The 24,145-nt window shown below is 39.6% G+C and carries 25 protein-coding genes and 1 riboswitch; of the genes, 14 read left to right on the top strand and 11 right to left on the bottom strand.

Annotated features, from left to right (window positions below):
• Positions 1–6: 6 nt before the first annotated feature.
• Complete coding sequence (locus tag IE222_RS04630; RefSeq protein WP_191270147.1) at positions 7–945, bottom strand: 1,4-dihydroxy-2-naphthoate polyprenyltransferase; 939 nt, start codon at positions 943–945, stop codon at positions 7–9.
• Positions 946–1,472: 527 nt separating this feature from the next.
• On the opposite strand from IE222_RS04630, the gene IE222_RS04625 reads away from it, so the two are divergent.
• The 6 genes from IE222_RS04625 to menC all read left to right on the top strand — a co-directional run bounded on the left by IE222_RS04625 (position 1,473) and on the right by menC (position 9,022).
• Entirely contained in the window at positions 1,473–2,873 is a 1,401-nt protein-coding gene (locus tag IE222_RS04625; protein WP_191270145.1) for an isochorismate synthase, read from the top strand.
• Between the two features lies 1 nt (position 2,874).
• A complete protein-coding gene (gene menD, locus IE222_RS04620; RefSeq protein ID WP_191270143.1) occupies positions 2,875–4,623 on the top strand; it encodes a 2-succinyl-5-enolpyruvyl-6-hydroxy-3-cyclohexene-1-carboxylic-acid synthase in 1,749 nt (582 codons plus the stop codon).
• The gene (gene menH, locus IE222_RS04615; protein WP_191270141.1) at positions 4,623–5,429 is read left to right on the top strand and encodes a 2-succinyl-6-hydroxy-2,4-cyclohexadiene-1-carboxylate synthase; all 807 of its coding nucleotides are present in this window, start codon (positions 4,623–4,625) and stop codon (positions 5,427–5,429) included. Before menD ends, menH begins: the two co-directional genes overlap by 1 nt.
• Before the next feature lie 24 nt (positions 5,430–5,453).
• Entirely contained in the window at positions 5,454–6,272 is an 819-nt protein-coding gene (gene menB / locus IE222_RS04610) for a 1,4-dihydroxy-2-naphthoyl-CoA synthase (protein ID WP_191270139.1), read from the top strand.
• Between the two features lie 150 nt (positions 6,273–6,422).
• Positions 6,423–7,919 carry an o-succinylbenzoate--CoA ligase gene (locus tag IE222_RS04605; protein WP_191270137.1) on the top strand — a complete coding sequence of 499 codons (1,497 nt, stop codon included), beginning with the start codon at positions 6,423–6,425 and terminating at the stop codon, positions 7,917–7,919.
• A complete protein-coding gene (gene menC / locus IE222_RS04600; RefSeq protein ID WP_191270135.1) occupies positions 7,916–9,022 on the top strand; it encodes an o-succinylbenzoate synthase in 1,107 nt (368 codons plus the stop codon). Before IE222_RS04605 ends, menC begins: the two co-directional genes overlap by 4 nt.
• Positions 9,023–9,061: 39 nt before the next feature.
• Here the strand turns inward: menC and IE222_RS04595 are convergent, their stop codons facing one another.
• Both IE222_RS04595 and IE222_RS04590 read right to left on the bottom strand, forming a co-directional pair.
• Entirely contained in the window at positions 9,062–9,217 is a 156-nt protein-coding gene (locus tag IE222_RS04595) for a DUF1540 domain-containing protein (protein WP_191270133.1), read from the bottom strand.
• 122 nt (positions 9,218–9,339) lie between these two features.
• A complete protein-coding gene (locus IE222_RS04590) occupies positions 9,340–10,281 on the bottom strand; it encodes a metal ABC transporter substrate-binding protein (protein WP_191270131.1) in 942 nt (313 codons plus the stop codon).
• Positions 10,282–10,473: 192 nt separating this feature from the next.
• Between IE222_RS04590 and IE222_RS04585 the strand changes: the two genes are divergently transcribed.
• The gene (locus IE222_RS04585) at positions 10,474–11,046 is read left to right on the top strand and encodes a beta-class carbonic anhydrase (protein ID WP_191270129.1); all 573 of its coding nucleotides are present in this window, start codon (positions 10,474–10,476) and stop codon (positions 11,044–11,046) included.
• Here the strand turns inward: IE222_RS04585 and yidD are convergent.
• The 3 genes from yidD to IE222_RS04570 all read right to left on the bottom strand — a co-directional run bounded on the left by yidD (position 11,043) and on the right by IE222_RS04570 (position 11,907).
• The gene (gene yidD / locus IE222_RS04580) at positions 11,043–11,282 is read right to left on the bottom strand and encodes a membrane protein insertion efficiency factor YidD (protein WP_191270127.1); all 240 of its coding nucleotides are present in this window, start codon (positions 11,280–11,282) and stop codon (positions 11,043–11,045) included. The genes IE222_RS04585 and yidD overlap by 4 nt on opposite strands.
• Positions 11,283–11,379: 97 nt before the next feature.
• On the bottom strand, positions 11,380–11,550 hold the full coding sequence (gene ytzI, locus IE222_RS04575) for a YtzI protein (RefSeq protein WP_191270125.1): 171 nt from the start codon (positions 11,548–11,550) through the stop codon (positions 11,380–11,382).
• A gap of 99 nt (positions 11,551–11,649) precedes the next feature.
• Positions 11,650–11,907, bottom strand: a complete 258-nt coding sequence (locus IE222_RS04570; protein ID WP_066386227.1) for a DUF6154 family protein — start codon at positions 11,905–11,907, stop codon at positions 11,650–11,652.
• A gap of 213 nt (positions 11,908–12,120) precedes the next feature.
• Here IE222_RS04570 and IE222_RS04565 point away from each other — a divergent pair, with 213 nt between their 5' ends.
• Both IE222_RS04565 and ytkD read left to right on the top strand, forming a co-directional pair.
• Positions 12,121–12,444, top strand: a complete 324-nt coding sequence (locus tag IE222_RS04565; RefSeq protein WP_191270123.1) for a hydrolase — start codon at positions 12,121–12,123, stop codon at positions 12,442–12,444.
• 80 nt (positions 12,445–12,524) lie between these two features.
• On the top strand, positions 12,525–13,001 hold the full coding sequence (ytkD, locus tag IE222_RS04560; RefSeq protein ID WP_308435585.1) for an RNA deprotection pyrophosphohydrolase: 477 nt from the start codon (positions 12,525–12,527) through the stop codon (positions 12,999–13,001).
• 22 nt (positions 13,002–13,023) lie between these two features.
• On the opposite strand, the gene IE222_RS04555 is transcribed toward ytkD, so the two are convergent.
• Genes IE222_RS04555 through IE222_RS04545 form a run of 3 tightly spaced genes read right to left on the bottom strand, consistent with a single transcriptional unit; the run spans position 13,024 to position 15,630 of the window.
• A complete protein-coding gene (locus tag IE222_RS04555) occupies positions 13,024–13,818 on the bottom strand; it encodes an ABC transporter permease (protein ID WP_191270225.1) in 795 nt (264 codons plus the stop codon).
• Positions 13,811–14,590, bottom strand: a complete 780-nt coding sequence (locus IE222_RS04550; protein WP_191270119.1) for an ABC transporter ATP-binding protein — start codon at positions 14,588–14,590, stop codon at positions 13,811–13,813. Before IE222_RS04550 ends, IE222_RS04555 begins: the two co-directional genes overlap by 8 nt.
• Before the next feature lie 23 nt (positions 14,591–14,613).
• Entirely contained in the window at positions 14,614–15,630 is a 1,017-nt protein-coding gene (locus tag IE222_RS04545; RefSeq protein ID WP_191270117.1) for an ABC transporter substrate-binding protein, read from the bottom strand.
• A gap of 106 nt (positions 15,631–15,736) precedes the next feature.
• On the opposite strand from IE222_RS04545, the gene IE222_RS04540 reads away from it, so the two are divergent.
• The gene (locus IE222_RS04540; protein WP_191270108.1) at positions 15,737–16,531 is read left to right on the top strand and encodes an alpha/beta hydrolase family protein; all 795 of its coding nucleotides are present in this window, start codon (positions 15,737–15,739) and stop codon (positions 16,529–16,531) included.
• 35 nt (positions 16,532–16,566) lie between these two features.
• Complete coding sequence (locus IE222_RS04535; RefSeq protein WP_191270106.1) at positions 16,567–16,809, top strand: DUF2584 domain-containing protein; 243 nt, start codon at positions 16,567–16,569, stop codon at positions 16,807–16,809.
• 260 nt (positions 16,810–17,069) lie between these two features.
• Here IE222_RS04535 and pckA read toward each other — a convergent pair whose 3' ends face one another.
• Entirely contained in the window at positions 17,070–18,656 is a 1,587-nt protein-coding gene (gene pckA, locus IE222_RS04530) for a phosphoenolpyruvate carboxykinase (ATP) (RefSeq protein ID WP_191270104.1), read from the bottom strand.
• A 238-nt stretch (positions 18,657–18,894) separates the two neighbouring features.
• Positions 18,895–19,036: riboswitch (SAM riboswitch) on the top strand.
• A gap of 243 nt (positions 19,037–19,279) precedes the next feature.
• On the opposite strand from pckA, the gene metK reads away from it, so the two are divergent.
• Both metK and asnB read left to right on the top strand, forming a co-directional pair.
• Positions 19,280–20,482 carry a methionine adenosyltransferase gene (metK, locus tag IE222_RS04525; RefSeq protein WP_191270102.1) on the top strand — a complete coding sequence of 401 codons (1,203 nt, stop codon included), beginning with the start codon at positions 19,280–19,282 and terminating at the stop codon, positions 20,480–20,482.
• A 237-nt stretch (positions 20,483–20,719) separates the two neighbouring features.
• A complete protein-coding gene (gene asnB, locus IE222_RS04520; RefSeq protein ID WP_191270100.1) occupies positions 20,720–22,618 on the top strand; it encodes an asparagine synthase (glutamine-hydrolyzing) in 1,899 nt (632 codons plus the stop codon).
• 27 nt (positions 22,619–22,645) lie between these two features.
• Here the strand turns inward: asnB and IE222_RS04515 are convergent, their stop codons facing one another.
• Positions 22,646–23,161, bottom strand: coding sequence for a gamma carbonic anhydrase (locus IE222_RS04515; protein ID WP_191270098.1), 516 nt, complete (start codon positions 23,159–23,161; stop codon positions 22,646–22,648).
• 169 nt (positions 23,162–23,330) lie between these two features.
• Between IE222_RS04515 and IE222_RS04510 the strand changes: the two genes are divergently transcribed.
• A complete protein-coding gene (locus IE222_RS04510) occupies positions 23,331–24,134 on the top strand; it encodes an alpha/beta hydrolase (RefSeq protein ID WP_191270096.1) in 804 nt (267 codons plus the stop codon).
• Positions 24,135–24,145: the final 11 nt, after the last annotated feature.

Genomic DNA, 24,145 nt, shown 5'->3' with positions numbered 1-24,145 from the left:
TTTTCTTTATGAGAAGTAATGCCCTACAAATATTCCAACTGCGAATAGAAGTCCAAAAATTGTATTTGTTTGCGCAGTTGCCTTCATTGCCGGTGCCATTTGAATTGGTACGCTGCCTTTTTTAAAGACTTGGATTGCTTTAATCGGCTTTACAGTACTTAAGATGACTAGTGCTGTCCAAATTGGTGCAGTACCGCTGATGATTAGACCCAGCACCCATAAATAAGAAAAGATAAACATAACAGCAAGTAATGTAACAGCCTTCTGCTTGCCTAACAGAACGGCAACGGTTTTACGGCCATTGTCTTTATCGCCGTCAAGATCACGAATATTATTCGATAAATTAATCGCACTGACTAAAATAAAAATAGGAATGGAAAACATTATGCTTCCCGTTGTAACCATTCCTGTTTGGATAAAGAAGGCAATTAATATAATGAACATACCCATAAACAGCCCCGAAAACAATTCACCAAATGGTGTATAAGAAATTGGCAGCGGACCTCCTGTATATAAATAGCCGACAGCCATACAAATAAGACCGACTAATGCTAAATACCAACTGCTATTCATACAGATGTATACACCCAATAAAAGGGCAATTCCGTAACAGCCCAAGGCAATCTGCATGACTCTCTTTGGTTTAATGCCGTCGCGGACGATTGTCCCGCCGATGCCTACTGAATTCTCATTATCAAGCCCGCGTTTAAAGTCATAGTATTCATTAAACATATTGGTAGCAGCTTGGATTAAGAGGCTTGCTATTAACATGGCAATGAAGAGGCCGAAATGAATGTCTCCCTCTTTTAGTGCCAGTGCGGTACCTAGTACAACGGGTACAAAGGCTGCTGTCAGCGTATGGGGACGGGTCAATTGCCACCAAACTTGAAAGCCCTTATTAGCTTCAACAACTGGCTTAGAACCTTGCTGTATATTTGGCTGCATAAATCTGTTCTCCTCCCTTTATATAGAAGATTCTCAATATCAATTATATCGTTGTCCACACATTAGTGTATGGAATTAAGTCTTTAGTGTCAATGAAATTTTACTATCAAAACTAGAAGATAATGCCTATAAGAAAAGCGGAAGCGCCTTGATCAGCCTCAGTCATAGCACAAGTCGAGCCGGCGAGAAGGTTGCTCATTAACCTTCTTGACGGATTGGCTTGTGACCTCGAGGGGTTAGGCGCTGGTTGGACAATTCTCAAAGTCGTATTATAAATTCTGTTTATATTTAGAAATTTGGTGAGAAAATGAATATATAGAAAAGAGCCGATTTTACCCTTTTACTCGAAATTTGACATATAATAAGGAATGAAAAAGGATAAGTAGTGACAAGTGTTGTTGACTTCTTTACAATTGAAGTTGTATCTTATTAAAGGCTTATAAAATGGATGGACAACAGTCATATAAAAGCTAAAAGCGCCTAGGCGCAGATGCTGGACAACGCTCGGCTGTTTTGGAGGGATTTGTTTGTTTACCATTCAGGAGACGGAAATAAAGGAAAGGGGTATCACGGCTGTTAAGAAAGCTGAGAGGCTAGGCCGCCCCATTCTGCTTAGTGAAGTATATAAATTGGATTTGATTGATCCTTTATCATTTTTCAATTTAGGAACAGAAAGATTTTTAGGGGAAAGGTTTTTTTGGAAGGATCCAAAGGATGAAACGGTCCTTGTTGGGCTTGGAATTTCACAACAAATTCAGTCGGATCAGGCTACTGACCGCTTTTTTCGTGTTGAAAAAGAGTGGGAAATCTTTTTAAAGGATAGTCTCATTTTTAATTCTTATTTAGAAATAGGCACAGGCCCAGTTATTTTTGGGGGTTTTTCATTTGATCCTTATAAAGAAAAAACGGAATTATGGTCAAAATACCCAGATTCCTTATTCTATTTACCTAAATATTTGTTGAGCATCATCAATGAAGAGGCTTATTTAACAACGAATATTGTTTGCATGCCACAGGATGACGAATCTTTATTTGAAAAGGTTAATGATGAACGGAATGAACTGCTGCAGTCACTGTATAAAAGTCCACAGACTAAACAGGCAGCTCTAACAAAGACGGAGGAAATTTTACCTGAACAATGGAAACGCTCAGTTGATGAGGTTGTAAAGGAATTAATGAATGGCCAATTAAAAAAAGTTGTTTTGGCCCGAGAGTTAAGGCTTACTTTTAATCAGCAATTAGAAGCAGAGCATGTATTGGAGAATTTAAATAAGCAGCAGCATGAAAGCTTTATTTTTGCTTTTGAATCAAATGGGGATTGTTTTCTTGGTGCAACGCCTGAAAGGCTTGTAAAAAAACAGGAAGATGAAATATTCTCTACATGTCTTGCAGGATCTATCTCGCGTGGTAAAACAGCGGAAGAGGACAGGCTTCTAGGCGAAACATTATTACATGACCAAAAGAATCTTATTGAGCATCGATATGTAGTAGAAATGATAAAGGATGCATTAGAAGGATCATGCGAAGAAATCATTCTTCCTGATCAGCCGCAGTTGATGAAAAATAGAGATATTCAGCATCTTTATACACCCGTAATAGGGAAAGTTCGCAGGGAAACATCCTTGCTTCTGTTGGTCGAGAAGCTTCATCCCACACCCGCTCTTGGAGGTCTTCCAAAAAGGGAAGCGGTTGAGAAAATCAGACAGGTCGAGGTGCTTGACCGCGGCTTTTATGCAGCACCGTTAGGATGGATTGATTATCGAGGTAACGGAGAATTTGCCGTTTCCATCCGTTCCGGTCTGATTCAGGGGAATGAGGTGTCACTGTTTGCCGGCTGCGGTGTGGTTGCTGATTCCGATTCTGAAAGTGAATATTTAGAGACGGGCTTAAAATTTAGACCAATGCTTAGAGCTCTTAGGGGAGAATAATATGAGTCATCAAGAATCTTTAACCGTATATCTTGCTGCTTTTGTAGCAGAGTTAGTTCATTCAGGCATTACTGATGTTGTTGTGAGCCCAGGGTCTAGGTCGACACCGATGGCCCTGGTAATGGCGGAGCATCCTGATTTAAAGGTCCATATTCATGTCGATGAACGTTCCGCAGCCTTTTTTGCCTTGGGAATTGCAAAAGTGACCAACCGGCCTGTTGCTATTCTTTGTACCTCAGGAACAGCAGCAGCCAATTACTTCCCAGCGATTGTAGAGGCCCATTATGCCAGGGTGCCATTACTTGTGCTAACGGCTGACAGACCGCATGAGCTGCGTGAAATTGGAGCACCGCAGGCAATTGATCAAATTCATCTTTACGGGCATCATGTTAAATGGTTTGCTGAAATGGCGCCGCCTGAGAAATCTGATGAAATGATTCGTTATGCAAGAACGCTTTGCTCACGCGCTGCAGCAATTGCTTCGAAGGCACCTGCTGGTCCGGTACATTTGAATTTCCCGTTCAGAGAGCCGTTAATTCCACAGCTTGATGAAAACCTGTTTAACATTATTGAACGTCCTAAAGGGTATGTAAAGGTTCATACCGGAGATTTAACTATTTCAAATGAAGACATAGAGCAGATTGCACAAAGGTTGAAAGGCAAAGAGCGGGGGGTAATTGTTTGCGGGAACCTTGCTGATCATCAATTTGCCGCAGCAGTTAACCGTTTGAGTGCAATATTAAAATTTCCGATTTTAGCAGACCCGTTATCACAGCTTCGGAGCGGTAAACATGGATTTGACAATATCATTGATACTTATGATACCTTTTTACGGAACGAAGATGCTAAGTCCCATCTAAAGCCAGATTTGATTATACGTTTTGGAGCCATGCCTGTTTCAAAAGCATTAACCATTTTCATTAAGGAAAATCCAAATGCGGACCAGTTTGTCATTGATGGGGGCGGCAGATGGCGGGATCCAGCTAATTTATCCACTGATATGATTTTTTGTCAGGAAACAGTTTTCTGTAACAAACTGGTATCGTATTTAAACGACAATTCTTCTTTGGAATATTTGCATGAGTGGCAGCGGGTAAATGCGATAACTAAGCAAAATATGACGAAAGTAGAGAAATTGAAGGAACTAAGTGAAGGTAAATTATTCTATCAATTGGCGGAACTATTGCCAGAGGGCGCTACACTTTTTGTTGGAAATAGTATGCCGATTCGTGATTTAGACAGCTTTTTCCTTAATAATCAAAAAAATATAAAAGTAATGGCAAACCGTGGAGCAAATGGAATTGATGGAACAGTTTCAACTGCTTTAGGTGCTGCACTTTACTCGAAGTCGTTGTATTTAGTGCTTGGGGATTTAACCTTTTTCCATGATTTAAACGGTTTAATAGCAGCAAAAAAATATAATATTGATATTCATATTATTCTTATAAACAATAATGGCGGTGGAATATTTTCCTTCTTGCCGCAGGCGCAGCATCCGAAGCATTTTGAACTTCTTTTTGGCACACCGTTAGATATAGATTTTGAGCTGGCGGTACGTATGTTTAATGGCGAATTCACAAAAATTACTGATTGGGATCACCTGCAATTAGAATTAGAAAAATCGCTTCAATCCAAAGGTTTACAGGTATATGAAGTTATAACAAATAGAGACAAAAACCGCGATGAACATCGTCAATTTTGGCAGTCAGTTTCCCAGGAAATATCAGAATTTGTCAAAGGTGAGCTATAATGAATATCACCTCTAATGGGGTCCACTTCCATATCGAGGTTTGTGGGAGCGGGTTTCCACTTGTATTGTTACATGGATTTACAGGTGATTCATCGACTTGGACTTCTTTTTGTGAAAAATGGGGCAGGCATTCTAAGATGCTTATGCCGGATATTATTGGACATGGTTCTACAGAATCTCCAAGTGCCCCCGAACGCTATCAAATTGAAGCGGCTGCAAAAGATATTCACCATTTTCTTGATCAACTTGGTATCAAAAAATTTGATTTACTGGGTTATTCAATGGGAGGAAGACTTGCTCTTACCTTTGCGATTCTTTTTCCTGAGCGGGTACGAAAATTAATTTTAGAAAGTGCTTCACCTGGTTTGTTAACAGATGGGGAAAGAAAACAGCGCTGTATGAAAGATGCGGAACTTGCTCATTTTATTAAAGAAAAAGGAATAGAAACATTTGTTGATTATTGGGAAGAGATTCCTTTATTTTCAACGATGAAGCGCCTTCCTTTAAGTCTTAGAGAAAAAGTGAGAAAGCAGCGTCTCGAGAATTCTCCTCTAGGTCTTGCAAACAGTTTGCTTGGCATGGGAACAGGCACTCAGCCCTCCTGGTGGAGCTATTTGGAAAAGTTAGAATGCGATGTGTTATTGCTAACTGGTAGAGAGGATCAAAAGTTCTGCCGGATTGCTGAAGAAATGCTAAAAAGCCTGAAACGAGGCACTTGGGTTACTATTGAAAATACCGGCCATGCAATTCACGTGGAAGATAGAGAAAAATTTGGTACAATAGTAAGTGACTTTTTGTCTAAGTAATAATAATAAGGAGGTTGTTTTAATATGGCAGTAGAATGGATTCCAGGCCGTAAATATGAAGAGATTATTTACGAAACGTATAATGGGATGGCGAAAATTACTATTAATCGACCACATGTACATAATGCATTTACACCGCGAACCGTTGCGGAATTAATAGATGCTTTTGCAACTGCGCGTGACGATTCAAATGTTGGTGTAATTATTTTAACAGGAGCCGGAGATAAGGCATTCTGTTCGGGCGGTGACCAAAGCGTCCGCGGTCATGGCGGCTATGTTGGGGAGGATCGAATCCCGCGTTTAAATGTGCTTGACCTGCAGCATTTAATCCGCATTATTCCAAAACCGGTTGTAGCAATGGTTAAGGGTTATGCCATCGGCGGAGGTCATGTATTGCATGTCGTCTGCGATTTAACGATTGCAGCTGATAATGCTGTTTTTGGCCAAACTGGTCCTAAAGTTGGAAGCTTTGATGCTGGTTATGGTTCAGGCTATCTTGCAAGAATTATCGGTCACAAAAAAGCCCGTGAAATTTGGTACCTTTGCCGTCAATACAATGCCCAGGAAGCACTTGATATGGGCTTAGTTAATACAGTTGTTCCGCTTGAGCAGGTGGAAGAAGAAACGATCAAATGGTGCGAAGAAATGCTTGAAAAGAGCCCGACTGCCCTTCGATTCTTAAAAGCAGCCATGAATGCGGATACAGATGGCTTAGCTGGTTTACAACAATTAGCTGGTGATGCCACATTGCTTTACTATACAACCGATGAAGCAAAAGAAGGCCGCGATGCCTTTAAAGAAAAGCGGAAGCCAGATTTTGGCCAATTCCCGCGTTTTCCTTGATGATGATTTTCTAAACAGCTTGATGGTTTCCATCAGGCTGTTTTTAATAGAAAGGCTGTGGTAAAGGTCATTGTTGATTTTTTAACTCTGTTGATTGTAGCGTAAATCAACAGCCAAGTTTATCACAGCCGATAGAAAAAGGTGATATACATGCAGAACACAATGACCAATTTTTTAAAGAAACGCGCATTTTTAACCCCTGAGCGCACTGCTGTGTATTTTCGCGATGAAGCGATTACTTTTCAGGACCTGTACAATCGTTCTGTGAAAACTGCCGGACAGCTGCAAAAACAGGGAGTACACAAGGATCAGTTTATTGCAGTCTTACTGACAAACCATATAGACACCATTACAATATTATTTGCACTACAGCTGATAGGAGTTAAGACAGTCATCCTAAATAATCGTTTAACACCGACAGAATTAGCTTGGCAGCTCAAGGATTCGAAAGTGTCCGCATTTATTTTGGAGGATACATTTTCACATTTAGAACAAATGCTGACTCAGCAGCTTCCCGCTCTTAATACAATGACTAAAACAAAATTGTTTGCCCAGGAGTCAATAAGGCCGGAGATTGAAGAAGAAGTTAGCCTGAATGAAATTTGTACGATTATGTATACATCCGGTACGACAGGTAATCCAAAAGGTGTCATGCAAACATATGGAAACCATTGGTGGAGTGCTGTAGGTTCTGCGTTAAATTTAGGTTTGACTGACCAAGACTGCTGGTTATGTACAGTACCCTTATTCCATATCAGCGGATTCTCAATTTTGATGCGCAGTATTATTTATGGGATGCCGATTGTTCTTCATGAAAAATTTGATGAGGAACAGTCCATTCGTGATATTGAAGAGAAAAAGGTAACGATTATGTCCGTTGTTGGAACGATGCTGACAAGAATTGTGGAGACGCTTAAGGACAGGCAGCTGCCACAGGAGTTTCGTTGTATGCTCCTTGGTGGAGGGCCGGCACCGCTGCCATTACTTAAGGCATGTGTAAAAAAACAAATTCCTGTCTATCAGACGTATGGGATGACGGAGACTTCCTCGCAAATTGTTACTCTTTCACCTGAATATAGCTTAAGCAAGCTCGGTTCCGCTGGAAAGCCTTTATTCCCTTCAGAAATTCGAATCGAACAAGCTGATAGGCACTCTGCACAGCCGATGGAAGCGGGGGAAATTATTGTGAAAGGTCCGAATGTAACAAATGGGTACTTATATCGGCCGGATGCTACCGAGGAGAAAATCCGCAATGGCTGGCTGTATACCGGGGATATTGGTTATTTAGATGAAGAAGGATTTTTATATGTGCTTGACCGGCGCTCCGATTTAATTATCTCAGGAGGAGAGAACATCTATCCCGCTGAAATTGAATCAGTATTATTATCCCATCCTGAGATAAAGGAGGCAGGTGTAACTGGCCTTAGTGATCCGAAATGGGGGCAGGTGCCTGCAGCGTTTATTGTTACAAGGAATGGCGGTGAATTGTCAGTCGATAAGCTTCAGCAATTTTGCTTAACACAATTGGCCAAATATAAAGTTCCGACAGAATTTTATTTCACTAACCAACTGCCAAGAAATGCAGCCAAGAAATTACTGCGCAGAACCTTAAGAGAATGGCTTGAAGAGGGCAGGTTGAAACCATGAATATTGCTAATATTGAACTATATGTCATTGAAATGTCCTTAAAATCGCCTTTCATTACCCACCTAGGTGCGGTCCGTAATCGTGAGGGAATCATTGTGAAAATAAGGGACAAAGATGGGGTTTGCGGTTATGGTGAAGGGGTTGCCTTCTCAACGCCATGGTACACTGAAGAAACTGTGAAAACAAGCATGCATATGTTAACAGATGTCTTGATTCCTTTGCTGCAAAAACATTCAATTAAACACCCTGAGGAGGCTGCAGCACTTTTTCAATCGATCCGTAGAAATCATATGGCAAAAGCAGCAATAGAAACGGCCCTTTGGGATTTATATGCAAAAGGACAAAAACAATCGCTTGCTGGCATAATTGGAGGAACCCGGGAAGTGATTGCTTCGGGGGTAGTTGTAGCAACAAATTCAATTAAAAACGCCCTCAAGGAAATAGAAGGCTATATAGAAGAAGGCTATCAACGGATTAAAGTGAAAATAAACCCACAGCAGGATTATGAGTTTTTATCAGCAATTAGGACGTATTATCCGATTCTCCCCATTATGGCTGACGCTAATTCGGCTTATACCTTAAAGGATCTTGACAGGTTAAGAGCGCTGGATGAATTGAACTTAATGATGATTGAGCAGCCTCTTAGTCCTAATGATATTATCGAACATGCTGCCCTTCAGAAGGAAATTCAAACACCGATTTGTTTAGATGAAAGCATTGTTACATTTGAGGACGCAAAAAATGCAGTGCAAATGGGAAGCTGTCAGGTGATCAATATTAAGACAGGGAGAGTTGGCGGGCTTACAGAAGCAAAGCGTATTCATGATTATTGCCTGCAGCACAATATTCCCGTATGGTGTGGCGGTATGATTGAATTTGGGATTTCAAGGGCCCACAATATTGCTCTTGCATCTCTGCCAGGCTTTTCAATTCCAGGAGATATTTCTGCTTCCAGCCGTTTTTGGGAGGAGGATATTATATCCCCAGAAGTAACAGTAAAAAATGGAGTGATCCGAGTACCAGATGGTTCTGGCATTGGATTTTCAATCAATCAAAAAAGACTAAAAGAAACAACCATTTTCAAAAAGGAATTTTTATTTTAAAAAAGAACCAGACAAGCGCCTGGTTCTTTTCTCCTGAGATTAATCAGTAGGTTCAAATGTATGACAATCGGTTTCTTTTGTGGAATCTGCGGTTGTTCCTGTATGACTCACAACGTAAATGCTTTCAGCGCTGCATTTGTTCCCCTTTGCCCAGTACGTACAATTGTTGACCTCGCATAACACATCTTTTGCCATTTCGTATCACTCCTTTAATTGTAGGTAATACAGTAATAGCATGAGAAAAAGAGACTTTAATAAGTCAAGGAATCAACAGGGAATAAATGCAGATGAAGGTTGTGTTACTGAAATCTCCCAAGTTACTCATTTAACGCCTTTTTTAATGTTTTTAAGTTTTTTTCCATTAATGAAAAGTATGTCTCTTTTTGTTCAATATTGTCTTCTGTTAAAATGGCTAAATTATGAACGGGTAAGGCACTGGCGCCAATTTCCTGCTGCACAATTTTTCCTAACTTGGATTGAACATTTTGTTCAAATAAAATATATTTAAGACCCTCACGGTCAGCTAAAGAAATAATTTTCTCCAACGCCTTTTGTGTAGGTTCATTTGTTGTTGATAGTCCGGAAATACTGATTTGTTCAATACCATAACGCTTTTCCCAGTATCCAAATGCAGCATGTGTGACAATGATTCGTTTTTGTTTTGCTTTTGAAATTGTTTCTGTAAATTGTTGATTCAACTCATCTAATTTTGCTGCGAGCTTTTGATAATTTTGATTAAAATAGTCCTTTTGCTCAGGCATTTTTTTCACTAATTGATCTCGAATGACACCTGCCATTTCCTTTGAATAAACTGGGTCAAGCCAAACATGCGGATTAATATTTTCCCCATGGTGATCATGCTCATGGTCAGGTTCTACTGCTTCGCTGCTGTGGTCAATTGGAAGTTGAAGCTTTTCGGCTGCTGGGACTAAGGTAACATGTTCGTTCTTTAACGTTTCCTTTGCCTTTTCAACAAACCCTTCCAACCCTAGACCAATGTAAAAAAATAAGTCTGAATCGGCTAGTTTCATCATATCCTTTTGCGATGGCTCGAAGGTATGTTCATCGGATCCAGGAGGGTAGATGGTATTTACATTAACAAATTTACCGCCAATTTGTTCTGTAAAATATTGGAGCGGGTAAACGGTTGTATAGATTTGCAGCTGTCCCTGTTTTTTTGGAGATGTTTCATTTGCACATGCCGATAATATGATACTTAATGGTAAAATAACAGATAGTATAAATAATAATTTTTTCATAAGGACCCCTTTCGATTTAAATCGTATTTATTACGATTTACTTTCGAAAAAAATTTATTTTTCTAATACGGAACGATTCCGATTAACATTTGTATCTTACAGGAAAAATGAATTAAATGCAAGAGTAAAAATTTGTTTAAACCAGATGATTTTTTGTATGCTAATAGGAGATATAGAGAGGGAGTGGCGGCCATGAAAAATGAAACCATTTTACATGACATACTTACATTTAATGAGCAATTTGTAGAAAACCGCGAATATGAAAAATATGAGACAACAAAATATCCAAACAAAAAGATGGTCATTCTTACTTGTATGGATACTCGTCTCCTTGAACTGCTGCCTAAAGCTTTAAATTTAGGAAACGGAGATGCAAAGTTGATCAAAAATGCGGGTGCCCTTGTGTCACATCCGTTTGGCAGTATTATGCGAAGTATTATAATTGCTGTATACGAATTGCAGGCAACGGAAGTTTTGGTTATTGCCCATCATGACTGCGGGATGAGCGGCTTAAAGGCTGAACCGGTCCTTGAACATATGAAGGAACAGGGGATTACTGAAGAAACAATAAACACTTTAGCGTTTTCTGGAATTAATATTAAAGAGTGGCTCCATGGCTTTGATAATGTTACGGACAGTGTCAAGCATAGCGTAGGCATCATTAAACAGCACCCGTTAATGCCGAAGGATGTTCCTGTTCATGGATTAATTATTGATCCGAAAACAGGAAAGCTAGACCTTGTTGTCGACGGGTATGCTGATTAATGCTTTTTCCGTTCGTTCCATTTTTCCGGCACTGGATCCAGCCCTCCAGGATGAAGCGGGTGGCATTTTAAGATTCTTTTAACTGTCAGGTACCCGCCTTTTACAGCTCCAAAGCGGTTGACTGCCTCTAATCCATACTGGGAGCATGTCGGATAGAAACGGCATGATGGCGGTTTTAATGGTGAAATAACAACCTGGTAGAAGCGAATAACGGCAATAAAAAATTTTTTAAACATCTTTGTTCTCCTTACAGTGGATATTTTCAAGATACCATAATGAAGACAAATTAATACAGGTTTTTGCATATGAAAAAAAACTCGCCAATGGCGAGTTTTATTTTGTATGTTTGCTTTCATCCACTACATCCTGGTTGACAGGCTGATTGCTTTCGGTTGGACTTGGATCAACTGAATGCTTATAGGAATAGGCTTTCGAAGTTGTTAAAACAGCAAGTAATAGGACAACAAAAACAATTACAATGGATACGATTAATACAATAGTCATTACCACCATTCCCCCTTTTTTACCAATATTGTATCACGTTTGCCGAAAATAAAAAGGAAACTGACAAATCAGTTTCCTTAATCTTTTGGTATGTACATTTTAATGAATATTCCTTGGATAGTAGGTATGTGTCCGCTGCTGTCCGTATTGTTCTTGGGCAAATTTTCCTTTCAAACTTTCTATTAAATAAAGTCCCATTAAATCATAAAGCTCCTGCTTATCCATTTCATGGATTAATCCGATAAGGTCCTCATATGACATTTCCTCTAAAAAGGCAAATGTCAGCATATCAATATCCTCTTCATCACCTGTAAGTTTGTTGCGGTACATTTCAAACAGTTCATCTATTAGCTTCATTTTCAAGCACCTCCTATTTTTTTATCTTACCCTTATTCCATTCCCAAAAAATGATAAAAAAATCCACCAACAGGTTATTCCTAATTTACTGAAAAATCTGTCTTTTGATTTGTGTTTTATTATATCGTATTTTACATTAAAAAATGAATCGAAATTTGACAAAGAATAAATTTTTTCTTTTTGTGGATTACTAAAATGAAAAGGGGTGGAAAAATGGACGAGCAAAAACAGACTTATTACATTGATGTGGGTACTGGCGGTATTTCACGAAGTGTTACTGGATCTACCTGGAGTTTTAAAATTGAAGCGACAGATGCCGAAATTAGACAGCTTCGGTCTTTAATGGATAACAATTATTTGAATGAATGGGGGAACTTTTTCAGGGCCCATGTTCCATACGTCCAATACCATTACGACCGTCAAAATGATGCATATGACAGTACCATTCAACAAATATATGGTATGCTGTACGAGCTCGGTGATGAAGAAGCGAAAAAACATATTGAAAGTATGAATATTTTACCACAGCAACAATAAGTAATCCAATTTGGGAAAATCCAGCTACAAGGGTTTTCCTTTTTGTTTATAATAAAAGTATCAACTTATAGGTAGGTTTTATGATGAAACAGTTTTTAGATGATCATGGCAATAAAGTAGAATTAGCTTTTTCAAAGAATGCATTTGCCGAAGAAGCGCGGCATGTTTTAGTAATATGCCAATATGATGGAAGCTGGCTGTTAACCAATCATAAAAAAAGAGGGCTTGAATTCCCCGGCGGCAAAAAGGAAACTGGGGAAACGCTTGAAGATGCCGCCGGACGAGAAGCGTTTGAGGAGACTGGGGCTGCTTTTGCAAAGTTAGAATTTATCGCCGAATACAAGGTAATGGAAGAAAAAGGTTCCTTTGTGAAGGCTGTTTTTTGGGGTAGGGTAAAAAATATGGAGAAATCCGACAGTTACTTTGAAACAAATGGGCCGGTGCTGGTGGATGGTGACCTCCTGCGCTTACGGTTCGGTCCGGAATACAGTTTTATCATGAAAGATCAAGTTGTGGAGGAATGCATTAAATATATTCACCAACATCAAAAGGAATAGCAGACAGCCTGTAAGCAATCCGCTATTCTTTAATTAGTTTTTTCTCTAAAAGATCAACAAGCTGATACATAATCGTCGCAAATACCGCAATAACAAGCAATGACAAGAATACAAGGGTGAAATTGAATACTTGGAAGCCGTAAATAATCATATAGCCCAAACCTTTAGAAGAGACTAGGAATTCACCGACAATAACTCCTACCCATGAGAGTCCGACATTTACTTTTAGGGTAGAAATAATGGTCGGAAAGCTTGCTGGTAATATTGCTTCTTTAAAGCATTCATAGCGGGTGGCACCAAAAGTTTGCAGCACCTTTAAATAGTTTGGATCGACCTCTTTAAAGGAGGTATAAACTACAATGGTGGTAATAATTACGGAGATGATTGCCCCCATTGCAATGATGGAAGGATAACCGGGACCCATCGCCACAATCAAAACCGGTCCCAAGGCTACTTTTGGCATAGCATTTAAAATGACAAGATACGGATCAAGGACTTTTGAAATCATCGGTGACCACCAGAGAATGGCTGCCAGCAGTGTACCAAGCAGGGTTCCTAAAATAAATCCAAACACCGTTTCCGTTAAGGTGACTCCTAAGTTGGTTAGCAGCGAGCCATCCTGGATTTTTGTTATTAATAATTCCAAAATTTTGGAGGGAGAACTAAAGATCAGCGGATCAATCCATTGCTTTTGGGCGAACAGCTCCCAGCTGCCAAAAAAGATTAGGAAAATAATTATTTGATATAACATCACCCATCTTTTTTCAATCTTTAATGACTTTAAATAATTTCTATGGAGGAGTTGCACGTTACTCATTTTCTTGTTCAAGAGACTCCAACTCCTTCCATATGGCTTGAAATACAGCAGGATAGGCTTCATGATTTCTTACTTCAAAAGGGGATAAATTTCGTAGCACATCGGGAATTTCAAATATTTTATGAATCGTTCCGGGCCGTGTCGACAATAAAAACACACGGTCGCTCATGGCAATAGCTTCCCCAATATCGTGGGTAACAAGGATTGCCGTTTTGTGAAATTCTTTTAATGTGTGTGATACCAAATCTTCTAGTTTAAGCTTTGTTTGATAATCCAGGGCGGAGAATGGTTCATCTAGCATCAGCAGTTTTGGTTCAGTTGCAAGTGTTCTAACTAAAGCAACACGCTGCCGCATGCCACCCGATAATTGTTTTGGCAGCTGTTTTTCAACCCCGCCGTTTAACCCCATTTGTTTTAAAAGGTTAAGAGCGTAGGTTTTAGTTTTTGTATTTAGCCGTTTGGATAATTTCAGTCCTAAGAGAATATTTTCTTCAATTGTCTTCCAAGGAAACAGGTAATCCTGCTGAAGCATATAGCCAATTTCATTTTTAGAAGTAGATACGGGCTTATTTTTGAGCAAAACGGATCCTTCTGTTGCCTTGAGCAGGCTGGAGATAATTGAGAGCAAGGTTGTTTTTCCACAGCCGCTGGGGCCGAGAAGGGAGACAAATTCTCCCTCCTCAACAGTAAACGAAATATTGGAGAGGGCCGTGGTGGCAGAGGCTTTGGTGAAATACGTATGGTGAATATCTTGAACTTTTAAGAAGCTCATCGTGTAACGGCCTCCCTTTCCTATTATTTTTTGATCACCTTTTCGGCTACATCGGTGTTGACAAGTGTTTTATGATCGATTTCTTTTGGAAGTTCTCCAGCTTCCTTCATGATATTTTGCAGGTTGTTCCATTCGTCTTCATCCAAGATTGGATTTGTCGCGAAACTGCCTTGGCTCTTATAACGGTCGACAACGGTTGTCATGATTTCTAAATCGGTATCCGGGAAGTATGGTTCCACGGCCTTGGCAATTTCTTCAGCGCTATGTGACTCAACCCATTGCTGTGCCTTGTATATCGCTTTTGTAAACTTTTCCATGGTTTCTTTGTTTTCTTTCATATAACTTTCTTTGGACATATAGGTTGTATAAGGAACATGACCGGACTCTTTTCCAAATGAAGCGACAATATAGCCTTTTCCTTCTTTTTCAAAAATGCTGGCAGTTGGTTCGAATAGTTGTACGAAGTCACCGGTTCCGGAGGCGAAAGCATTGGCCACATTTGCAAAGTCAATGTTTTGAATTAGATTTAAGTCCTTGTGTGGATCAATGCCGTGCTTCTTTAACACAAACTCTCCAACCATCTGAGGCATGCCGCCTTTGCGCTGGCCAAGGAAGGTAGTACCTTTCAATTGATCCCAGGAGAAGTTATCCGTTTTTTCTCTGGCCACAAGGAATGTGCCGTCGGTTTGTGTGACTTGGGCGAAGTTTATAACAGGGTCATTAGAACCCTGTGCATAAACATAGATAGATGTTTCTGACCCTACCAGGGCCACATCGGCTCCGCCTGAAAGAAGGGCTGTCATTGTTTTGTCACCGCCAGGGGTAGTTGTCAAGGTGACATCTAATCCTTCTTCTTTAAAAAATCCTTTTGTTAACGCAACATATTGTGGAGCATAGAAAATGGAGCGGGTAACTTCAGCGATACGAACTTTTTCTAGTTTCTTCGGTTCATTTGTAGAATTATTATTACAGGCTGCTAAAGGAATCATAAGAATAGCGGTAAGAAATAAGGCGAAACTGATTTTTGACCATCTTTTCATTAAACATTAACCTCCTTAATCTGGGCTGATTACCTATGATATCGTATGAAGCATGTGAAAATGTGTGAATGCCCAAGGCGGAAATATTTTTAAAAGGATCGATACAATGAATGTGAATAACGGAAAAATTATAGAAGTTCTGCGGTTCCCTTCACCTAATCCTAATGTGGAATTAAAGGAAATTACCTATCTATCAAATGGCTTAAAGGTGAAGGGAATGCTGGCAAAGCTAAAAAACGAAGAAGTTACAGATGGTTTTCTTTATTTACGTGGAGGGATTAAAAATGTCGGTAAGGTTCGCCCAGCTCGAATTGCCCAGTTTGCGCAAGAAGGATTCATCGTCTTCGCACCGTATTATCGGGGAAATCAAGGGGGGGAAGGGAACGAAGATTTTGCTGGGGAAGACCGTCAAGATGCTTTTGCTGCGTATCAGCTGCTAAAGTCCCTTCCAACTGTTAAGAAGGTCCATATTTTTGGTTTTTCACGAGGCGGTGTAATGGCGCTTTTGACAGGGATTCAGTTTCCTGAAGCTGCCTCGTTAGTGACCTGGGGCGGTGTCAGCGACATGAGTTTAACCTACTTGGAACGGAAGGACTTAAGACGAATGATGAAAAGGGTGATTGGCGGTACGCCTGCGAAATTTCCTGAAAGATATGAGAGCAGGACACCGCTCCATGAACTTGAAAATATCGAAGCGCCAGTTTTAATCATACACGGTGTTAACGATCATAACGTATCTGTTGAACATGCTTATCGGTTAGAAAGACGTCTTAAAGAATTAGATAAGCCAGTGACGTCTTGGTATTTTGATGAATTTACCCACTATTTTCCTCCGGCGGTGAATCGAAAAGTGGTTCAAGATTTAGCGAAGTGGATGAAATTTCAGGTGGAAAGATGGTAATATAAAGGTATTAATAATAGAGGAGCGGATTTGATATGGGAATGCCCCTTGAATTAAACACCCTGATTGTAACAAAGGGAAGAGAGCAAAGAGTTGAAGAAAATCTGTTTGTGTTAGAAAAAGAGGGATACAGACTCTATCCGATTGAAATTCCCCTTGAAGTGAGAAAAACACTTGATAGTAACTCAAGCGGGTTAGCGCTAATTAAAAAAGTAGAATGGGAAACTAATACAACAACCATTACTTATCAATTAGTTTCATTGAACTCGACGAATTAAGCAGGTAATTACCTGCTTTTTTTGCTTATAGGTTCAAATAGCGCGTCAGCCGGAAAAATTAGAGGAACCGCGCACATAGAGAGGTCCAAGGTGCGCGTCAGCCGGAAAATTTAGAGGAACCGCGTACTTAGAGAAGTCCAAAGTGCGCGTCATCATACAGTGATTCAAACGGAATTAAGCCGAGAAACAAACACACTGAGCAATAAACAAATCAAAAAAGCGATTCTCATACGAGAATCGCTTTTTATGCAAAAATTTGGTTAGGCAATTGGTCCGCCTTTTTCAGCAATTTCACCGGAAACGTCGTTGAATTTTTTAAAGTTTTCACGGAATTTAGCTGCAAGCTCCCTAGCCTTTTTACTATATGCTTGTGGATCCTGCCAAGTTTTACTAGGCTGAAGAACTTCATCCGGCACACCAGCAATATGAAGCGGAATATTTAAACCAAAGATTTCATCTGCAACCGTTTCTACATTGTTAAGTTCTCCTACAAGAGCCGCCTGCACCATTGCCCTAGTATAGGAAAGCTTCATCCGGTTGCCGACACCGTATTCACCGCCGGTCCATCCTGTGTTAACAAGGAATACGTTGACATTATGTTCAAGAATCTTTTCTCCGAGCATTTCTGCATATCGAGTTGCAGGCAATGGTAAGAACGGAGCTCCGAAGCAGGTTGAGAAGGTTGCTTCTGGAGAAGTGACACCGCGCTCGGTACCAGCTAGCTTCGATGTATAGCCGCTTAAGAAATGATACATTGCTTGTTCTTTTGTTAGTTTTGCAATTGGCGGAAGTACTCCAAATGCATCAGCAGTCAGAAATACAATCGTATGGGGATGACCTGCAAGGCTCGGTTTAGCAATATTTTCTATGTTTTCAATTGCATAAGCAGCACGGGTATTTTCCGTTAGTGAATTGTCATCATAATCTGCTACCCTAGATTCTTGGTTAAGCATGACATTTTCTAAAACGGTTCCAAAACGAATCGCGTTAAAAATTTGCGGTTCTTTTTCTTCTGAAAGATTAATACATTTTGCATAACAGCCGCCTTCAATATTAAAGACTCCATTTGAAGACCAGCCGTGTTCATCATCACCAATCAGTTTCCGGTTTGGATCAGCAGAAAGAGTTGTTTTTCCTGTTCCAGATAGACCAAAGAATAAAGCAACATCGCCTTCTTGACCGACGTTAGCTGAGCAATGCATGGAGAAAATATTGTTTTCTGGAAGCAAGTAATTCATTACTGAGAAAATAGACTTTTTCATTTCCCCGGCATACTCCGTACCGCCTATTAAAACAACCTTTTGTTCAAATGAAACAATAATAAAAGTCTCAGAATTTGTTCCGTCTACTGCGGGATCTGCCTTAAAATCAGGAGCTGCAATTACGGAGAATTGAGCATCATGTTCTAGCAGTTCGTCTTCTGATGGACGAATGAATAATTGATGAACAAAAAGATTGTGCCAAGCATATTCATTGATTACTTGAATCGGCAGACGAGATTTTTTATCTGCACCGGCAAAACCCTTGAAAACAAAAATTTCTTCTTTGTTCTTTAAATGATTAAGAACTTTATTATAAAGGTTCGTGAAAACTTCTTCAGAAATAGGCTGGTTCATAGTTCCCCAGTCAATTTTATCTTTTGTTGATTCTTCAACAACAATAAATTTGTCTTTAGGCGAGCGGCCAGTGTATTTTCCTGTGGTAACGCGTACTGCTCCAGTGGATGTTAACGTTCCTTCATTTCGGGCTAATATTTTTTCAACTAACTGAGGAACAGATAATTGCATTTGAACATTATTTTCTTTAAGCAGCTGATTTAGTTCATTTGGAACGTGAACAGAATTCATTGATTGAAACCATCCTTTGCTTGTTTTTAAACGAAAATTATTATGTAATTAGTATAACACATTAAAATCAATAGTCTATACTAATTAAAGAAATTATGTTGTTTTTTTTCACTATATTCATTATTCAGATGAAAAGACATGAATAATTTAATTTAAAAGTAAACATTTCCATTATTTAATAAAATATTCATTGACACAGCGGGATATAGTGCGTTAAGGTTTTATTTGAACGGATACTCTCTTATCCCGAGCTGGTGGAGGGACAGGCCCTATGAAACCCAGCAACCTGCAATGATGAAATGTGCAATCTATTTATTTTGGACATTTTCTGAAGCAAAGGTGCTAAACCTGATGCAAGGCTTGACCTTGAACGATAAGAGCGAAAGGAATACGAAACTGTGTATGAAACCTTTCCTCATCATAGGGAAGGTTTTTTGTTTTGAATGAACTTTTTCAGTTAAAGAATCTAGTGTGGGTTTTTATTGTACTTTAATAAATTTCCCATTTTTACTTCATACTACTAAGGGAATGAGTTCCGTTTCAATTTGAGGTTAAACAGAAATGCAGCAGCATTATCTTTACAATTAATCTCACTTATTTCATTAATATAGGAGGAATTCAGTATGTCCGTAAAACGTCACTTGTTTACTTCAGAATCAGTAACTGAAGGTCATCCTGATAAAATTTGTGACCAAATTTCTGATTCGATTTTAGATGCTATTTTAGCAAAAGACCCTAATGCCCGTGTTGCTGCCGAAACATCTGTTACAACTGGCTTAGTGCTCGTTGCCGGAGAAATTACTACTTCTACATACGTAGACATACCAAAGATTGTTCGTGAAACTATTAAGGGGATTGGATATAATCGTGCCAAATATGGCTTTGATTCGGAAACTTGTGCTGTCCTTACCTCTATTGATGAGCAGTCTCCTGACATTGCAATGGGGGTTGATCAGGCGCTTGAAGCTCGGGAAGGACAAATGACGGATGAGCAAATTGAAGCGATTGGAGCAGGAGACCAAGGGTTAATGTTTGGCTTTGCCTGCAACGAAACAAAAGAGTTAATGCCGCTGCCAATCTCACTTGCACATAAGCTTTCCCGCCGTCTAACAGAAGTACGTAAAGAGGATATTCTCCCCTATCTGCGTCCGGACGGAAAAACACAAGTAACAGTTGAATACGATGAGAACAACAAACCGGTTCGTATTGACACAATTGTTATTTCAACACAGCACCATCCTGAGATTTCGTTAGAGCAAATCCAGCGTAATATTAAAGAATATGTTATTAATCCAGTTGTGCCCAAAGAACTAATTGATGATAATACTAAATATTTTATTAATCCAACAGGCCGTTTCGTCATCGGTGGTCCTCAAGGTGATGCCGGCTTAACGGGTCGTAAAATTATTGTCGATACTTACGGCGGTTACGCTCGTCATGGCGGAGGGGCATTCTCCGGTAAGGATCCGACAAAGGTTGACCGTTCTGCTGCGTATGCTGCACGCTATGTAGCTAAAAATATTGTGGCTGCAGGACTTGCTGATAAGTGTGAGGTGCAGTTAGCCTACGCGATTGGTGTGGCAAGACCTGTTTCTATTTCAATTGATACGTTTGGTACTGGTAAAGTAAGTGAGGATGTATTAGTGGATTTAGTCAGCCAAAACTTTGACCTGCGTCCCGCAGGTATTATTAAAATGTTAGATCTACGTCGTCCTATATATAAGCAAACGGCAGCATATGGTCATTTTGGCCGTACAGATGTTGACCTGCCTTGGGAACGTACAGATAAAGCAGAGACACTTCGCAGTCAAGCTGAAAATCATTAATCATGATGGGAGTTGCATTTATAATGTAACTCCCATTTTTATTTTTTCGTCTAATTTTTTGTTCAAGAGCTATGTAGTGGGAATACAATGTTTAAGTAGGACTTTAGAAGTGAAAAATGAGGATACCTTTAATTTCCTTATGTTACTATGCAATTTTGAAAGAAAAAGTGGTAGTATTAGATAGTATTTGTATGGAGTAATCCATAATGTATAGAAATGGAGTAGGTGAGGTACATAATGTGCGGATTTATTGGCTGTGTACATGAAAAGTCTCAAAATTACAGAGATGAACAAAAACAACAATTTAAAAATATGAATGATATCATTACCCACCGTGGACCGGATGATGATGGTTATTATTTTGATGACCATATTCAATTCGGCTTCCGCCGTTTAAGTATTATTGATATTGAGAGCGGTCACCAGCCGCTTACCTATGAAAACGAACGCTACTGGATTATTTTTAACGGTGAAATCTACAATTATGTAGAGCTGCGTGAAGAATTGTTAAAAGAGGGACTAACGTTTAACACGAGTTCCGACACTGAGGTTATTATCGCTCTTTTTAGTCACTTGGGAGAAAAGGCAGTAGAAAAGTTACGGGGAATGTTTGCCTTCGTTATTTGGGATAAACAAACGCAAACTCTCTATGGTGCCCGCGACCCATTTGGCATTAAACCATTCTTTTATCTTGAGGACAGCGAAAGAACCTTCTTTGCTTCTGAGAAAAAGAGTATTTTACTTGCATTAGAAAATGATGTGTTAGACTATGACTCACTGCAGCACTACTTAACATATCAGTTTGTACCGGAACCCAATACAATGTCTTCAGGTATTAAGAAGCTTGAACCAGGTCACTTTTTCACGAAAAAATTCGGTTCCAAGATGGAGATTAAACGCTATTGGAAGGCACATTTTGCACCAATTCAAAAATCAGAAACAGATTTTATTAAAAAAATTCAAGATGTGTTATTTGATTCAGTAAAAATGCATATGCGCAGTGATGTTCCTGTCGGTTCATTCCTTTCAGGCGGCATTGATTCATCTATTATTGCTTCTATTGCAAAGGAGTTTCATCCGGCAATTAAAACCTTCTCTGTCGGTTTTGATCATAATGGATTTAGTGAAATTGATGTGGCCAAGGAAACGGCTGAGAAACTTGGGGTAGAAAACATTAGCTATATCATCTCGCCAGAGGAATATATGAATGAAATTCCGAAAATCATGTGGCACATGGACGATCCGCTCGCAGACCCTGCTTGTGTTCCACTGTACTTTGTAGCACGTGAAGCAAGGAAGCATGTAACGGTGGTACTTTCCGGTGAAGGTGCCGATGAGCTGTTTGGAGGCTATAATATTTATCGTGAACCACAGGATTTAGATGTTTTTAATAAAATACCACGTGTGTTCCACGGATTCTTAAAATTAATTGCCAGCATGATGCCTGAGGGGATGAAGGGAAAAAGCTTCATCGAACGCGGTGTAACACCAATGGAAGAACGCTACATTGGGAATGCGAAAATGTTTAGCGAAGAAGAGAAGCGAGAGTTATTAAATGTATATCATGAAGGATTGAGATATACAGATATAACAAAGCCGCTTTACCAGGAATCCAAAGGATACGATCCGGTTGACCGGATGCAGTATATTGATATCCATACATGGATGCGCGGCGATATATTACTAAAAGCAGATAAAATGACGATGGCTCATTCATTAGAATTACGTGTTCCATTCTTAGATAAAGCTGTATTCGAAGTGGCTTCGAAAATACCAACAAGCTTAAAAACAGCTAATGGTACGACAAAGTATATTTTACGGAAAGCAGCAGAAGGTATTGTTCCAGACCATGTGCTGAATCGTAAGAAACTTGGCTTCCCGGTTCCAATTCGACACTGGCTGAAGGCGGAAATGAACGAATGGGCGAAAAACATTATCCACGCGAGTCAGACGGATCATTTAATTAATAAATCGTATCTGTTGAAGCTGCTTGATGACCATTGCCTAGGAAAAGCGGATAATAGCCGTAAAATCTGGACGGTTCTCATGTTTATGGTTTGGCATCAAATATATGTTGAGAATGTGTACTCTTTCCAAGATGAATATAAGGTGGAAAAAGTACTTGCCAATAATTAATAAAAAATAAGCACCTGCAAAAGGTGCTTATTTTTTTTGAAGAGACTTATAATATTGCCCCTTTTCAACATATTCATTGTAAATCCGGGTCATATCTTTTCTATCTTCATCCGTTAATTCTCTAATAACTTTTGCCGGTCTGCCAAATGCTAAAGTATTAGGTGGGATTTTCTTTCCCTGGGGAACAAGGCTGCCAGCACCAATAAACGCCCCTTCACCGATTTCGGCTTGATCAAGAATAATAGACCCCATTCCAATCAATGCCCTTTTTCTAATAATACAGCTGTGGAGAATGACCTGATGGCCCACTGTTACTTCATCTTCTAAAATAAGCGGATTATTAGGACTTTGGTGAAGTACGGAATTGTCTTGAATGTTAACCCTTCTGCCAATCTTGGTAGGGGCCACGTCGCCTCTAATAGATGTATTAAAAAAAACACTGGATTCTTCCCCAATTTCAACATCGCCGGTAATGGTTACATAATCTGCAATGAATGCTGAATCTGCAATTTTGGGGTATATATCTTTATAAGGATAAATCATAATGTTCGCTCCTTGTTCAAGTAATGATGGTTCTATTTTATCGAAAAGGAAGAAAGAAATACAAAGGTTATCTCTTAAGGCTTTTTGCTTATAGGGCATAACGCGCTTAAGAACGGCATTTATGGTAAAATAAATTAATAATGAATGAAATTTATAGGAGGAAGGTAGTATGTGGAAGTGGGAAGCAGAAGGGGAAGCAAAGGCAGTCATTGTGATTGTTCACGGTGCCATGGAGCATCACCGAAGATATGGCTGGCTGATTGAAATGTGGCGTTCATCAGGCTTCCATGTCATTATGTCCGACTTGCCGGGGCAAGGAATGACAACAAGAGCAAACCGCGGACATATTCACTCCTTTGATGAATACATAATCGAAGTCAAAGATTGGGTGCAGGCAGCCTACCGATATAATCTGCCGGTATTTTTGGTCGGACATAGCATGGGGGGATTAATTTCTATCCGTCTTTTACAGGAGGAAAGATTGAATATCGCAGGGGTCATTCTCTCATCCCCATGTCTTGGACTTGTTAAAGCACCATCAAAATTTTTAGAGCTTATATCTCATTTGTTAAATATCGTGTTTCCTTCATTTAGGATGAACTCCGGTCTGACCGTTCAAATGGCGACGAGAAATGAGGATGTTAGAGAAGCCGATTCGAATGATACACTTTACGTGACAAAGGTTTCTGTCAGGTGGTATCGTGAACTTGTCCATGCCATTAAGCTGGCTTTCCTGAATCTCGAGAAAATACAAGATGTACCGATGCTGGTGATGCAGGGCGGCGATGATAAAATTGTCAATAAAGTTCCTGTCAAGGATTGGTTTAACCGCGTTCCATTATCGGAAAAGAGATTTAAGGAATGGCCGAAATGCTACCATGAAATTTTCAATGAGCCTGAACGAGAAGAGGTTTTTGAATACGCAAAGGATTTTGTTTTAAGCCAGTTAAAATCAATTGGTTATATTGTATAGAAAGGTTGTTG

The sequence above is a fragment of the Neobacillus kokaensis genome (assembly GCF_014656545.1).
Classification (GTDB): domain Bacteria; phylum Bacillota; class Bacilli; order Bacillales; family Cytobacillaceae; genus Neobacillus; species Neobacillus kokaensis.
Note: the sequence above shows the minus strand (reverse complement) of the source record. Positions and strands in the feature narration are given on the sequence as shown.

Bases quoted from the DNA above. Each gene is read 5' to 3' on its own strand.
- IE222_RS04630 (WP_191270147.1), bottom strand. From the start codon at position 945: ATGCAGCCAAATATACAGCAAGGTTCTAAGCCAGTTGTTGAAGCTAAT.
- menD (WP_191270143.1), top strand. From the start codon at position 2,875: ATGAGTCATCAAGAATCTTTAACCGTATATCTTGCTGCTTTTGTAGCA.
- menH (WP_191270141.1), top strand. From the start codon at position 4,623: ATGAATATCACCTCTAATGGGGTCCACTTCCATATCGAGGTTTGTGGG.
- menB (WP_191270139.1), top strand. From the start codon at position 5,454: ATGGCAGTAGAATGGATTCCAGGCCGTAAATATGAAGAGATTATTTAC.
- IE222_RS04605 (WP_191270137.1), top strand. From the start codon at position 6,423: ATGCAGAACACAATGACCAATTTTTTAAAGAAACGCGCATTTTTAACC.
- menC (WP_191270135.1), top strand. From the start codon at position 7,916: ATGAATATTGCTAATATTGAACTATATGTCATTGAAATGTCCTTAAAA.
- IE222_RS04595 (WP_191270133.1), bottom strand. From the start codon at position 9,217: ATGGCAAAAGATGTGTTATGCGAGGTCAACAATTGTACGTACTGGGCA.
- IE222_RS04590 (WP_191270131.1), bottom strand. From the start codon at position 10,281: ATGAAAAAATTATTATTTATACTATCTGTTATTTTACCATTAAGTATC.
- IE222_RS04585 (WP_191270129.1), top strand. From the start codon at position 10,474: ATGAAAAATGAAACCATTTTACATGACATACTTACATTTAATGAGCAA.
- yidD (WP_191270127.1), bottom strand. From the start codon at position 11,282: ATGTTTAAAAAATTTTTTATTGCCGTTATTCGCTTCTACCAGGTTGTT.
- ytzI (WP_191270125.1), bottom strand. From the start codon at position 11,550: ATGACTATTGTATTAATCGTATCCATTGTAATTGTTTTTGTTGTCCTA.
- IE222_RS04570 (WP_066386227.1), bottom strand. From the start codon at position 11,907: ATGAAGCTAATAGATGAACTGTTTGAAATGTACCGCAACAAACTTACA.
- IE222_RS04565 (WP_191270123.1), top strand. From the start codon at position 12,121: ATGGACGAGCAAAAACAGACTTATTACATTGATGTGGGTACTGGCGGT.
- ytkD (WP_308435585.1), top strand. From the start codon at position 12,525: ATGATGAAACAGTTTTTAGATGATCATGGCAATAAAGTAGAATTAGCT.
- IE222_RS04555 (WP_191270225.1), bottom strand. From the start codon at position 13,818: ATGAGTAACGTGCAACTCCTCCATAGAAATTATTTAAAGTCATTAAAG.
- IE222_RS04550 (WP_191270119.1), bottom strand. From the start codon at position 14,590: ATGAGCTTCTTAAAAGTTCAAGATATTCACCATACGTATTTCACCAAA.
- IE222_RS04545 (WP_191270117.1), bottom strand. From the start codon at position 15,630: ATGAAAAGATGGTCAAAAATCAGTTTCGCCTTATTTCTTACCGCTATT.
- IE222_RS04540 (WP_191270108.1), top strand. From the start codon at position 15,737: ATGAATGTGAATAACGGAAAAATTATAGAAGTTCTGCGGTTCCCTTCA.
- IE222_RS04535 (WP_191270106.1), top strand. From the start codon at position 16,567: ATGGGAATGCCCCTTGAATTAAACACCCTGATTGTAACAAAGGGAAGA.
- pckA (WP_191270104.1), bottom strand. From the start codon at position 18,656: ATGAATTCTGTTCACGTTCCAAATGAACTAAATCAGCTGCTTAAAGAA.
- metK (WP_191270102.1), top strand. From the start codon at position 19,280: ATGTCCGTAAAACGTCACTTGTTTACTTCAGAATCAGTAACTGAAGGT.
- asnB (WP_191270100.1), top strand. From the start codon at position 20,720: ATGTGCGGATTTATTGGCTGTGTACATGAAAAGTCTCAAAATTACAGA.
- IE222_RS04515 (WP_191270098.1), bottom strand. From the start codon at position 23,161: ATGATTTATCCTTATAAAGATATATACCCCAAAATTGCAGATTCAGCA.
- IE222_RS04510 (WP_191270096.1), top strand. From the start codon at position 23,331: ATGTGGAAGTGGGAAGCAGAAGGGGAAGCAAAGGCAGTCATTGTGATT.